Consider the following 13,177-nt stretch of genomic DNA (forward strand, 5'->3'; position numbering starts at 1 on the left):
GATGGCAAGCTGAAAGCATGAAAATGTCGCTGGCGCGACGGCGAAATCAACTCAAGAGGCTAAACGTGGCAAAAGCTGAACTTGGTACCAAGCGCATCGACCCGGAAACGGGCAAGAAGTTTTATGATCTCAATCGTGATCCGATTGTCTCACCTTATACCGGCATTTCCTATCCGCGTTCTTATTTTGAAGCGACTGTCGCTGAAACCCGCGCGGCAGAACAGGAAGAAGACGAAACCGAAGAGCTGGATACAGCACTTGAAAAGCCGGAATTCGTGTCTCTCGAAGACGCGGATGACGAAGCTAAGGGTGGTGAAGATCTTCCGGATATCGATGATGACGTCGATCTGGGCGATGACGATGAAGATACATTCCTTGAAGAGGAAGAAGATGAAGACGACGACGTTTCCGGCATTCTTGGCGGTGGCGTTGGTGGTGATGATGACGAAGTCTGATCACCGTTTTCTCGGATAGATTTATACAAGGCGGCTCAGTGGGCCGCCTTGTTGTTTTTGCGGTTTTTGCGGCTTGTGGAACATAATCTGCAATTATTTTCGAGCGTTACGAAAAGAGTTGCGATTTAGCTCTTGATCTTCTCGCAAACGCCATTTAAGAAGCCGCCACACCGGGTAGAAATTCTGTCTGGACGACCTCGAAAGAGGACTGATGGGGCCATAGCTCAGCTGGGAGAGCGCTTGCATGGCATGCAAGAGGTCAGCGGTTCGATCCCGCTTGGCTCCACCAATAACCTTGCAAGTCTTGGATATTACTAAGTTTCATATAAAATCATTGGCTTAGGTTCACAGTGTAGAACTGGATCGGTTATTTGTATTTGAGTGCAGAATGCCGCAATCGATAACGCGCTTCGGCCATTCGCAGTTAAATACGAACGGCCTCGCTCTTGAAGTGGCAAGCTTTCTTATGACTTGCCCTGTAATCCAAATATGGCATCAGCAATGCTGGATTGGCTCAGCCCGTTTTGCCTTGAATCAACATCTTCGGTTAAAAGCACACCGACTTGACCAATGCCAAGGTCATCCAGCTGATCGGGCGTACCAAAACCATATTCCATATGCCCGCGACCGATGATGCCAATGACGAGCGCTTCCGGCTTTTCTTTAAGATAGGCTGCGATATTGCAGGCAAAAGCCCGGTCCCATGTTTGCTGTGCGCGAACAAAGCGATCAAATTCTGGTGCATCCGCTGACTTGCCTTGCATAGAAGGAGGTCCGCCATTTGTGAGGCGAAGGAGGTGCTCACGATGCGCAAGGCTGGCAGGACGTGCAGGCGTTAATCCATCACGATCGACTTCAGGAATGGCATCCCACCCTTCTTTGCCCACGCGCGTAACAAGATCGCGACGACAATTGAGTGCCAGCATTTTCACTTTGAACTCGCGGCAGAAATGAAAAAGCGGCCAGTAGAGATCAGCCTCAAAACCCCAGACCTTGCCCCATTCTGCCTTTTGCAGAAATGAGGCCTCATCCAGATGGCCTGCAACCCATTCATCCAATACAGATTGCAGCCGTCTTGGAAACATTTCAAAACCCACAGCAATCTGGTCTCTAAGGGCAAGAAGAGAAGCTGCAACATTCACCTGCCAACGGTGAATGTCATATCGATCATGGGTTTCTCCGAGAAGAACGACACGATTTTCAGCCATTTCTTGCATCACAGATCGATGAGTGCGGATTGTCAGGGATTTGGGATCAACCCATTGTCCCGGTTGGAAAGAAAGCAATTCTGAAGTCACTGAAACGCCTCCTTATTGGCAGAGATGACAAGGCCTGTTTCCTGCCCGCTCGCATCAAGCGCATAAAAGCGATGCTCATTTCCCTCTTCTGCTTCACGCCAGGATGCAACGTGACCTGCTTTAAGATGCAAGTGGAAATCGGGTTTCATGACATTAATAAAACCGCGGGATGGGCGCACTTCCGGCATTTCACCACTCCATTCCTGTTTGAATGCCGGCAGATCAAGGGCAATACGCACTTGAGCCTTATTGCGCTGAGCCGCAACAAATGGCTTCAAGCCGGGTTCGTCATCACCGATTTCTACCGCTTCACTGTTGCCGCGATTCTTGTCTTTGGGGGGAAGCTGAGAGAATGCAAATTCTTTCAGAGCCTGATCGAACGGCTCCGCCCCATCAAAGCCGATCACACTTCCGATCACACTCTCATCTTCAGCGATAAGGTCGATACGGGGATAGACCTTATCCTGCATGATGCTGCTGCGATCAGCAATCAGCGAGACAATTGCCGAAAGATCTATGCGCGAATGATGCTCATCACCTGAGAAGTAAATCCAGCCGTCACGCACCTCAACTGTTTTCACCACACCAATTCGCTCATGCGTTGCGCCACCACTTTTGGAATTGATCATAAGCTTGCCCATTGCAGGCAGTGTTTTGAGAATATCAGCCGCATCGGCCAGAAGTTTTACGCGGGTCGGTTGTTCGCTCATAATTTCCTCATGCAGTTTGTAGGACAGGTGCTTGCGTTTGGGGTGCGCCAAACGCCTCAAGATCAATCACTCTGTCGATTGAAAGATTTTCCGGCTCCCTATGAGCCAGAATAATGATGGTTGAATTGGGAAGCTCATGGCGCAGAAGATTGAGCAACTGCGTTTCAGACGGTTTATCCAGTGCACTCGTTGCTTCATCGAGAAAGAGCCAGTCCGGCTTCATCAACAAGGCGCGAGCAAGGGCAAGTCTTTGTAATTCGCCGCCAGATAATGTTCCCGGCGCAATATTCTCAGCCGATGCCGCAGGAAGTGACAGTTTTGATAATCCAACCTTGTCAAGGACAGTATCTATTTCAGCCTGATCAAATTGTTCTGCAAAAAGCGGATAGCTTATCGCATCATAAAGAGATGCATTGGGCATATAGGGCTTTTGTGAAAGCACAAGCATTGTCGCGTGAGGGCGGTGGAGTGTGCCGCTGGCAAAATTCCAGGCGCCTGCAATAAGACGAAGCAATGTCGTCTTACCCAGGCCCGAACGCCCCCGCAACCAGACAGTTTTACCCGCTTCGATATCGAGATTAGAAATTTTCAACAAATCCTGCCCATCGGGCGTTTTCAATGTGACATCACGCAAATTGAGTGATGAATGTGCAGGCTGTGCAATGGATATCTGTCCCTCACGACCAACAGTTTGAATTGCATTTAAAAACCCGGACAGTCGTGAGACTGCCGATACGAGTTCAGCCAATTTTCTATAATTGAATATGAACCAGGAGAGATTGGTGGAAACATGCGAGAAAGCCTGCCCGAGCTGCATCAGCCCGCCGAATGTCAATGAGCTTGCAAAATATGCCGGTAAACCAAGAAAGGTTGGAATTTTGAAAATGCTGTGCCGATAGGGAAATGTGAATATGCCAAGCTGTACCTGACGGAAGACCAATCGGAACCAGTTCTCTCGGACAGCCGAAAATTTATCTGCCAGGATCTGCTTCTCCCGGTTTTCACCATTCATCACGGCAATATCGCCGGCATGCTGGCGTAGATGCGCCATAGCAAAGCGAAAATCTGCTTCTTTCTTCTGTTGTTCAACGAAGGTTGTTTTTAGACGCTGTCCGAAGAAATGCGTCATAAATGATGAAATGAACACATAGAGAAAAGCTGCCCAGAGCATGTAACGTGGAATAGCGATATCCATGCCGAAAATGCTAAAGCTTAGCACATAAGTTGAAAGACCCCAGAGCACTGCGACATATGAAAACAGAGCTATGATTGTCGTGATCAGATCAATGCCTTCCGCCAGTGTATGTTTAACAAATAGCTCGCAATCCTCGGCAATACGCTGATCCGGATTATCGGGTTTATGTCCATCTTTGCGGATTGCCAGATGCCAATAGGCTTTGTTTGCCATCCAGGCAGAAATAACAATCTCTGTAAGTTTCTGTCGCCAGCGGATTCTCAATGTGCCTTGAAGATATTCGCCACTAAGACCGATACAGGTATTGATAAGGACAATAAGCCAGAAAACTCCGATTTGATTGATTGCAACAGAAACATTGCGTTGCTCAAGCGCATTATAAAAATCTGCTGTCCATTTGATGAGCCAGAGACCTGCATAAATACCGACCAGTTTCAAAGCGAATATCAAAGCCAGAAACAGCCAGCTGAGAGCTTTTCCCTCACCTGAATTGCAATATTTGAGCAATTGCCAAAATTGTTTAAGCACAATGAGCATAATCAACCATTACTGACATGAGAAAGCCGGGGCAGCTTTAAACCTGCCCCGGCATATTGATCATCATTTGCGATCAGAAACGCATCGTGGCGCCGATCTTGAAGGTACGGCCCGGTGCAATCTGCATCTCAAGTGGATTGACATTGGCAACCGATGAGGAAGCAGGACTATTCGCATAGCCTGTCAGCGTATTCGGGAAGTAGCGCTTGTCGAAAATGTTTTCGATGCCGAAATTCACATCAATATGCTTGGTCGGAGACCATTTTGCATAGGCATCAAACACCGAGTAATTCGATGGTTTGAAAGCATTTTCGTCGGCACGCCGCTTTACACCGGACGCAAAAGTACCGACAAATTCAGTTTCAAGGTTCCACTCAGGAATAATATAACGCAGACCAAGAACCGTGGTCAGCGGTATGGCGCCGTCGAAAGGTGTCTTTTCAGAATCGGCATCAACACGTTGATCACCGCGCATATAGGAAAGAGCGGCATTGGCGAAGAGGTTGTTATAGACCTCATATTCACCGCCGAACTCAATGCCCCAGATTTTTACACTTCCAACATTGTCTGATGTATATTTATCAGCCGTTCCCGGCACCTGTTGCAGGCTGCGAATGAAATCCTTGTAATCTGAATAAAATGCAGAAGCACTGAAATAGCCGTGATCAAACTCGCCGCGCAGACCTGCTTCATAGCTTCGAACAAATTCAGGTTTCAGCTTCGGGTTTGGAATAACCTCTACCATTCCCGTTGCGCCAATAGACGTCGATGAGACGAACAATTGCTGAGACGTTGGCATTTTGAAGCCTTCGCCATAGGAAGCAAATACCGAATAGGTATCATCAAGTTTATATATGGCGCCGAGCCGCTTGATCAGGCGCGTCTTGTCCATTTTTTCCGGCTCGAAACCATCAAGCGGAACATAATCGCCATCCTTGGTCGGATCGATGGAATATGTAGCCAGACGCAATCCTGGGGTCAGCGTCAGACGCTCATCCAGCAGTTTAATTTCATCCTGAACATAAAAATCGGCACGAACCGTATCGACTTTCGGAAAGTTAAAGCCTTGACGCGGCGTGATCGTGGTGATGCCCGTGTTGAGATTGGTGGTGATATTCTCACCGTCATAATTGCTCTTGGTGATATCGCCCGCAAAACCATAGATTAATTTATGGCTTGTCTGACCAAGATCAAATGACGATGTCAGCTGGACATCAGCCTGTAGAAAATCCTCGCTATAGTTGCGGATCTGTATGCGCTCTTCACGCCGTGGCGGCGCGAGAAGCGTGTAATTACGGATTTGATTGCTGGTCGTATCGCGCTTTTGTGGCGAATAGGATATATTCCACTTCAATTCATCCAGCCAGGATGCTCCGACGTTCCAGCGATGCTCCAGAGCAAAGCGAGAACGCTGCATTTTTAGCGAACGATCCCAGCTCTCGTTTTCATAGTAAAAGCTGGGTCTGCTCAGATAGAGCGGATTGGCTGCACCGGAATCATATTTCTGATCAACATCGCTATTGCGTTCAAACCATTCGCCGGTCAGCTTGAACTCATGGTCAGCCGATGGATTCCATTGTAATTTCATCAAACCATTATAGGAATCAGTATCCATAGGGGATGCTTTATTGCATGGCCAGATGGCTTCACGTGGGCACCCCCATATGCCGCCATCGGCCCTTGCTTTACGCATATCAGGCTCAGATGCATTCATATGTCCGAAACTGCCGAGAATCTTGAAATCACCAGCTTCGGCAGCGCCTGTAATCTGCTGCCGAAAAGACTTGTCAAAACTGTCATAGCTGAACTTGGTTTCAACAGCCCAGGGCTTTGTACCGTCCAACAGGTCGTCTGGATCGAGTGTCTTGAAAAATACGACACCCCCGAGAGCATCTGCACCCCATAGAACAGAATTTGGACCGCGTGTAATTTCCACTGACTTCATATTGAAGGGATCAACGAAGTCACGGCTACCATCTGTAATCCGCTCCTGAACACGGGCGCCATCAACCAGAATCTGAACACGATTGCCGCCGACGCCACGAATATTAAAGCTGTTGAGCTGTCCGAAAGGATTGGCGAGCGACGTCTGCCGGTCGACACTTACACCGGGTTCATAACGCACCATATCCTGAATATCGCGCACCTGATGACGATCAAGTGTATCACGATCAATCACACTGATGGACATCGGAACATCAAGCACATTTTTGGCTGCGCGTTCTGCGCTCAATGTGATTGTCTTGAGCTTGATCGTCTCTGCGCTCTCATTCACATCAGATTGGGTGCTCTGTGCCGAAGCGCGTTCAGGCACAGCCTGCGCATGGGCAGGTGTTACTGCTAATAAAGCGACTGATGCTGATAAGGCTGCCAACCAGCGGCGATTGACGGTTGTTGAACAGTGTGGAGTCCCCGGCATAATATCCCCGAAATAAGCGTTGCATAATCGCTGGCTTGCCTACTGGGACTTGCTGGCTAAAAGTTGATAAATGTGCTCATATATTATTCGCTCGAATATTCAATGGCTCTATTTTACGAAGATCAGCGATTACACATAAATGAACAATCGATGATGCCTAATTGCAACATGCCGAAATTTACTCATTTAGCAGTGAAAATGTTTTGGTTGTGTTTTTCTGAAATTACAATTTTTTCTAGACTTTTCGTTCGATATCACTACACCAATTCAATGAAATAATTTCAGTGAAGTGCAGTATGAAAAGACTTGTTGAATTCGATGGATTGCGTTTTTTGCTTTGTATGGGAATTGCAATTTTTCATTATTCATTCAGAATTCCTGTAAAGAATGATGTGCTTCAAAGTGTAATATTAACTTTTGCTTATTTTACAGATATTTTCTTTCTTATTTCCGGATTGTTTCTGGCAGGGCGAAGTGAATATATATGGCGTTGGCGTCAATATGCCGGCTTTGTCGGAAAGAGACTTGCGCGTATTTATCCGTTGCATGTCGCAACTTTCTCCTGTTTCGCACTCTTGTCAGTGCTGACTGCTGCTGGTCTTCTTCATCCGAGCCAGGAACCCAATATGAGTTTATGGGATGGGCTTGCGCAATTATTTCTTGTTCATGATTGGGGCTTGGGGAAAACCCTCTCTTACAATTACGTCAGTTGGTCGCTGAGTGCGCTTTTCCTGATGTATCTTTGTTTTCCGCTATTCGACATGCTTTGTCGTCGACTGGGAGTGACAATTCTTATTATTGTTGTTGCAGCCATTCTGGGTGGAGAATATCTGGCGCATAAATTGAATGCTCCGTCTCTGACGCGGGTTCAATTGGCTGATTTGGGTATATTGCGTGCATTGCCATCATTTCTTTTTGGCATGTGGCTTGCACGGCAGAAACATTACCAGATGCCCAAAGCTCTGATTATGGTCGCGCTTTTTGTCTGCCTGAGTGTATTTTTATTCTATCATCCTGAAAATACTATTGGTGAACCTGCAACACTTGAAGGTCCATGGCGCCTGACCTTCTTATATTTCAGCATTTACATACTGTATCTTGCTGCGAAACAAGACATATATACACCATTGCGCTGGTGGCCTTTTGTAAAATTATCGCGTTACAGTTTTGGTATTTTTATTATCCACCCGCTTGTAGGACTGGTGTTTTTCAATGCTGTTCCGCAACATTGGGGAGATACCACCACAGGGGCAATATTGCTGATTGGCGGCGGTGCTTTATTAAGCCTGCTTGCTGCAATTGTTGCCTGGCATCTTTATGAAAATCCGGTCAATAACTGGTTGGTAACACGTATCAACAGGTGGATGAGCCAGGAAAACGAAACTGCGGTGCAGCCTCTTCAAAAGGAAATGCCCATTGGCCCTGAAGCCTGAGCCGCTTTGTCCAGATCGATGGAAACTATAGAAAATCAGCCCTTTCATGAGGTGATTCCGACCCTGAAAGACAAGGAAGATTTTCGTTGATTTTGCCGCTTCTTGCACCCTTGCAATCGGAAGCCGGAAATGCATTCTTATCAGATCATGAAAGCACGCTCCCCTTCAGGAGCATGATTCTGAAAGAACCTGTGTGATTTCGGATAATATTATGGCTCTGATGTCGCAAAAGGGCAGTGGTGTGGCGTGCTTTTGGAATGACCTTTTAAGATCGCGTGATTGAAATAAAAGGGAGGACCGGCAATTCGGTGACGCAGATGCGTTGCGCTTTGACCGGTATGGGTTGTCTGGGGGCATCGGGAAATACGAGGCCTTGCAAAGGAGAAAAAGAATGAACCACAAGCTTCTGTCCAGCGTGGCTTTTGCCGCTACTCTCGGTTTTGCCAGTGCTGCTTATGCGGATATTACCGTTGGCCTTGTTGCACCGCTTACCGGTCCGGTTGCCGCTTATGGTGATCAGGTCAAGAAGGGCGCGGAAACCGCTGTTGAAGTCATTAATGCCAATGGCGGTATCAAGGGCGAAAAGATCGTTCTGAAATTTGCTGATGACGCCGGCGAGCCAAAGCAGGGCGTTTCGGCTGCTAACCAGCTGGTTGGCGAAGGCGTCAAGTTTGTTGTTGGTCCGGTTACGACCGGCGTTGCAATTCCCGTTTCCGATGTTTTCGCTGAAAACGGCGTGTTGATGGTTACACCAACTGCAACCGGACCGGATCTGACCGCTCGTGGACTGGAAACTGTGTTCCGTACATGCGGCCGTGATGACCAGCAGGCAGATGTCATGGCGGCATATTTCCTGAAAAACCTGAAGGACAAGAAGGTCGCTATCGTTCACGATAAGGGCGCTTACGGCAAGGGTCTGGCGGATTCCTTCAAGGCGGCAATCAACAAGGACGGCATTACGGAAGTCCAGTATGATTCTGTTACGCCCGGCGACAAGGATTTTAGCGCTCTCGTATCCAAGTTGAAGGCTGCCGGCACTGAAGTTGTCTATTTCGGTGGCTATCATGGTGAAGGCGGTCTTTTGGCACGTCAGTTGCATGATGCAGGTCTGAAAGCATTGATCCTCGGCGGTGAAGGTCTTTCCAATACCGAATTCTGGGCAATTGGTCAGGACAATGCCGAAGGCACGCTGTTCACCAATGCCGTTGATGCGACGAAAAACCCTGCTTCGAAGGAAGCTGTCGATGCGCTGACCGCTAAGAACATTCCGGTTGAAGCATTTACAATGAATGCCTATGCCGCTGTTCAGGTTCTTGCAGATGGTATCGAACGCGCTGGCACGACGGATGATGTGACTGCTGTTGCAAAGGTGCTTCGTGATGGTCAGCCAATTGAAACCGTTATCGGTAAGCTGACTTATGGTGAAACGGGCGATCTGTCTTCACCAAGCTTTGACGTGTTCAAATGGGAAGATGGCAAGATCGTTGGTCTTGACTGATCCACTCTTTGAATTGAATGGAAACGCCGGGGATTTCCCCGGCGTTTTTTATTCTTACAAATTCACAGAAAGTAAGTTTTGGTTAACCATGTCGGCATAATCTAGCTGTATCAAAATGGGGCATTTAGCGGAGCAAGCTTATGCAGCGCTATAGATTTGACGATAAAAGAGTTTTGATAGAAGCAATTGTCGAGCTTCTCAATCGTGGTGTTGAGCCGGACGAGCTGGATATGGTCTTGAGCCGGATCGGACCGGTTGATCTTGATCTGATGCGGCAATGTTTGATCGAGGTCTGGAACTATAATCATCCGGCATCGGTTGAAACGCCGATGGCAGCCTGATTGATCGGCTGGTGATGTCATAATCTTGAAATACACAGCTATTAAATCTGTCTGTGTATCGGGGATTCATTCGGTAATGTGACCACGGATGTACTGGCACATAACCGCAATGAAAGCGGAAGGTCGGGTTTAGCCCGGCCTTTTTCGTTTGAGCATAGAAGTCCTGTCGCAACGACACGACGATTGATATGATTATATTTCAAATAAAACATGTTTTAGAGCATGATCCGATTTTCGTTCAACGAGGATCGATACGATTATGCTTAAGGTAGAAAGAGTTAGAGCGCCGATCTGATTCAATCAGATCGAAACGCGCTCTAATGAGATTTTTGAACGGGAGTGGGCTGAATGCTGCGTCATATCGTGCTTGTGAAATTCAGATCGGATGTCGAGGAAACCTCAATCAATGCGGCATTAGATCAAATTGTTGCGTTGCGCGAAAAAATTGCTGGTATTACTGCAATCAGCACGGGAGCCAATGTCAGTCCTGAAGGGCTGGAAAAAGGCTTCCGGCATGGTTTTGTGGTCGATTTTTTAGATGAAGCCTCACGCGATAGCTATCTCACCCATCCCGACCATGTGATTGCGGGCAGTGAACTGGTCAGGCTTGCAGATGGCGGGATCGATGGAATTCTTGTCTTTGACTATAATTATTGATCGATTTTAGGGTCAGGACCCATTAATTTGATGAGAATGGCATCTGAAATGACAAGATATGCGAGGAGAGACGTGAGGACCGGGGTGGTTCCCCCGGTTGAGCGGCTCGACGCAGCAGATCGCCAAGTCATTTCGATGTCCGAAGGATGTGGTCCATCCGCCCGGCCTACTTCGTCGTAAAGTCTTGAAAATGAACCACATTTCCTTCGCCTTTCCTTCTCGTATCCGAACGGATGGCCTCACACCATTCCCACCAAATTAATGAGTCCTGACCCTAGATCAGAAGTCCGCCAACCCCCATTTGACCAAGCTCCCCGGCATCGAGCTCCATGCCCACCATCAGGCGATCCAGTATCCAGTCAAGGCTGTTTTCACGGGCACTTCGCGCAGATCCGGGGGCGACAACGATATATTTTCCGTTGAGCCTGGCCAGAATGAGAAGATTGCCGGGGTCGACAGGAACCCCCATGCGCAAAATATGGCCACCACAATTGATGATTGCACGTGGAACAATGTCAGCTTCGTCGGCAACGGAAGAGGCGCTGAAAATAACGATCACATCGCAAGAATCTGCTATTTGCTTGATTGATTGTGACAGTGCGGTCGGTTCATGTTCAACGCGAAGTTCAACGCTGATGGAACCGTGATTGCGGTTGGCCGGCTGGAAATCAGCTCTTTTGTTTTTTCGAGTACACTTTCGCGTATTGCAGGCATTCGCGATTGTATGAGGCCAATCCGCGTGGCTTTGAACGCTTTGACGTCGATTGTTTCAGCCGTGTTCTGTGTGTCGTGGAGCTTTTTGATTAATGTTTCAGGAATGGCAAAGGGGATGATTTTGACCGTTGCGATCATTTGGCCGCGATCAACACGCAAGTTGTTGCGCAAGGTCGCAATCGATATGCGTGGATCAAGCAGATTGATCATATCGATGATTGACGGTCTGACTTGAAATAAACCATCGTGCCGGGCGAAAAGATTGATGCGACCGGTTACAGCTTTGCCGGCTTCGACATTTTCTGAAATCAGCATTTGCCCAATTGCAAACGCTGCTTCATTTTCAAAAATATCCCCATTCTCCAAACGTGCTGCGTGAATATGCGTGATACCTTGCTGTTTCAGTATCGCCAGATGTTCGCTTGTAAGCAGAGTACCTTTGCGAAAACTGTGGGCGCCTGCGGCAATTGCATAGCCAAGTATCGCTCCTTCAGCTTCTTCAATTGGCAAGTTACCAAAAATCATGTATGTCTCTTCAGGTTTATTTCTCGCAAATATAAAACAATCATTTACAATATTTATTATACTTGCGATTTTCTTATGAGCATATTTTCTAAATTCGGTTAATTGCGGTTAGTTTACGCTAGAATATCGTCTTGAATCTTTTGAACTGAACTTGTAGAGAGCCGCAAACTGCGACTGGTTTGTCTGATTTGATTCTGAATGAGTCGAATATGACTCGCCAACACCCCATAGCCGCGACATTTCGATCCAATACATTTTTAGTCAGAGGCGTGACAAACGGGATTATTCGTTATAACGGTACTTTTGAAATTTTCAGAATTTACCGAAATCTAGGAAATGACGAATGCGCCGGACTGATGTTCTGTGCGCAGGATGGAAAAACAAATGAAACACGGCACCCCCCGGACGATCGTTTCGTTCGCCGTCTTGGCCCTCACGGCGTTTCTCGCCGGCTGCGAGAACCAGGTCCTGCTTTCTCCGAAAGGAGAAGTTGGTATGGCAGAGCGCGATCTCATTTATTTTGCAACAGGTCTCATGCTGCTCGTTGTACTCCCGGTCATTGGTATGACGCTTTACTTCGCCTGGAAGTACCGCGCTACCAACGAAAAAGCGGAGTATCTGCCTGATTGGCATCATTCCAACAAAATTGAAGCGGCGGTCTGGTTGATCCCCGTGGTGATTATTATTGTGCTTGGAACCGTGACGTGGATTGCGACGCACAAGCTGGATCCTTATCGTCCGCTGGTGTCCGATGTAAAGCCAATCAATGTCGAGGTTGTGGCGCTCGACTGGAAGTGGCTGTTCATCTATCCTGATCTCGGCGTTGCCTCGGTCAATGAAATGGCCATGCCTGTTGATGTTCCTGTGAACTTCAAGCTGACATCCAGCAGCATTATGAATTCCTTCTTCATTCCTGCGCTTGGCAGTCAGGTTTACACCATGCCAAGCATGCAGACCAAGCTTCATCTGATTGCCAATTATGAAGGCGAATTCGACGGGTTTTCGGCCAATTACAGTGGTCAGGGCTTTGCGCAGATGCGTTTCAAGGCACGCTCACTGGATCAGGCCGGTTTTGACAAGTGGGTTGCTGACGCGAAAGCTTCCGGTCAGGAGTTGACTCGTGAGCGTTATGCTTCGCTGGTACAGCCCAGTGAAAAGGCGCCTGTGCAATATTTTGCCTATGATGATAAGGCGCTGTTCCACAATATTGTGAATCGTTGCTGGGATGGCAAGTCGGTCTGTATTGATGATCTTATGCATCAGGAGCAGATGGTGCGTGAGGCGCGTGCGGATCTGCGCAAGTCTTCGCCAGTCGATTTCAGCCAGTGGGCAAATGATATCCTTTGTCTGACTCAGCCGCAGCGTATGACGCAGCTTGAAAACTGATTTGCCGAT

The 13,177-nt window shown here is 47.8% G+C and carries 12 protein-coding genes and 1 tRNA gene; 7 read left to right on the forward strand and 6 right to left on the reverse strand.

The window, feature by feature from the left end:
- Positions 1-65: 65 nt before the first annotated feature.
- Together FHY56_RS08830 and FHY56_RS08835 are read left to right on the forward strand one after the other, a co-directional pair.
- Positions 66-455: a TIGR02300 family protein gene (locus FHY56_RS08830; RefSeq protein WP_140904802.1), complete on the forward strand. Its 390-nt coding sequence runs from the start codon at positions 66-68 to the stop codon at positions 453-455.
- Between the two features lie 213 nt (positions 456-668).
- Positions 669-744 (forward strand) — tRNA-Ala (locus FHY56_RS08835).
- Positions 745-919: 175 nt separating this feature from the next.
- On the opposite strand, the gene FHY56_RS08840 is transcribed toward FHY56_RS08835, so the two are convergent.
- From FHY56_RS08840 to FHY56_RS08855, 4 genes are all read right to left on the reverse strand, one after another.
- Positions 920-1,753 carry a ChaN family lipoprotein gene (locus tag FHY56_RS08840; RefSeq protein ID WP_140904803.1) on the reverse strand — a complete coding sequence of 278 codons (834 nt, stop codon included), beginning with the start codon at positions 1,751-1,753 and terminating at the stop codon, positions 920-922.
- A complete protein-coding gene (locus tag FHY56_RS08845) occupies positions 1,750-2,463 on the reverse strand; it encodes a hypothetical protein (protein ID WP_140904804.1) in 714 nt (237 codons plus the stop codon). Before FHY56_RS08845 ends, FHY56_RS08840 begins: the two co-directional genes overlap by 4 nt.
- 7 nt (positions 2,464-2,470) lie before the next feature.
- On the reverse strand, positions 2,471-4,186 hold the full coding sequence (locus FHY56_RS08850) for an ABC transporter ATP-binding protein/permease (protein WP_158447742.1): 1,716 nt from the start codon (positions 4,184-4,186) through the stop codon (positions 2,471-2,473).
- An 82-nt stretch (positions 4,187-4,268) separates the two neighbouring features.
- Complete coding sequence (locus tag FHY56_RS08855; RefSeq protein ID WP_140904806.1) at positions 4,269-6,614, reverse strand: TonB-dependent hemoglobin/transferrin/lactoferrin family receptor; 2,346 nt, start codon at positions 6,612-6,614, stop codon at positions 4,269-4,271.
- A gap of 296 nt (positions 6,615-6,910) precedes the next feature.
- Here FHY56_RS08855 and FHY56_RS08860 point away from each other — a divergent pair, with 296 nt between their 5' ends.
- The 4 genes from FHY56_RS08860 to FHY56_RS08875 all read left to right on the forward strand — a co-directional run bounded on the left by FHY56_RS08860 (position 6,911) and on the right by FHY56_RS08875 (position 10,543).
- Complete coding sequence (locus tag FHY56_RS08860; protein ID WP_140904807.1) at positions 6,911-8,047, forward strand: acyltransferase family protein; 1,137 nt, start codon at positions 6,911-6,913, stop codon at positions 8,045-8,047.
- Between the two features lie 391 nt (positions 8,048-8,438).
- Positions 8,439-9,545, forward strand: coding sequence for an ABC transporter substrate-binding protein (locus FHY56_RS08865; protein ID WP_140904808.1), 1,107 nt, complete (start codon positions 8,439-8,441; stop codon positions 9,543-9,545).
- Positions 9,546-9,685: 140 nt separating this feature from the next.
- On the forward strand, positions 9,686-9,886 hold the full coding sequence (locus FHY56_RS08870; protein ID WP_140904809.1) for a hypothetical protein: 201 nt from the start codon (positions 9,686-9,688) through the stop codon (positions 9,884-9,886).
- Positions 9,887-10,234: 348 nt separating this feature from the next.
- A complete protein-coding gene (locus tag FHY56_RS08875) occupies positions 10,235-10,543 on the forward strand; it encodes a Dabb family protein (protein ID WP_140904810.1) in 309 nt (102 codons plus the stop codon).
- A 274-nt stretch (positions 10,544-10,817) separates the two neighbouring features.
- Here the strand turns inward: FHY56_RS08875 and FHY56_RS18170 are convergent, their stop codons facing one another.
- Positions 10,818-11,102: a molybdopterin-binding domain-containing protein gene (locus FHY56_RS18170; protein WP_235889454.1), complete on the reverse strand. Its 285-nt coding sequence runs from the start codon at positions 11,100-11,102 to the stop codon at positions 10,818-10,820.
- 14 nt (positions 11,103-11,116) lie between these two features.
- On the reverse strand, positions 11,117-11,782 hold the full coding sequence (locus FHY56_RS08880; protein ID WP_235889456.1) for a molybdopterin-binding domain-containing protein: 666 nt from the start codon (positions 11,780-11,782) through the stop codon (positions 11,117-11,119).
- Between the two features lie 384 nt (positions 11,783-12,166).
- On the opposite strand from FHY56_RS08880, the gene cyoA reads away from it, so the two are divergent.
- Positions 12,167-13,168 (forward strand): ubiquinol oxidase subunit II, encoded by a 1,002-nt coding sequence (gene cyoA, locus FHY56_RS08885; RefSeq protein WP_140904811.1) that lies wholly within the window; start codon positions 12,167-12,169, stop codon positions 13,166-13,168.
- Positions 13,169-13,177 lie beyond the last annotated feature (9 nt).

It is taken from the genome of Brucella gallinifaecis (genome assembly GCF_006476605.1).
Lineage (GTDB): Bacteria > Pseudomonadota > Alphaproteobacteria > Rhizobiales > Rhizobiaceae > Brucella > Brucella gallinifaecis.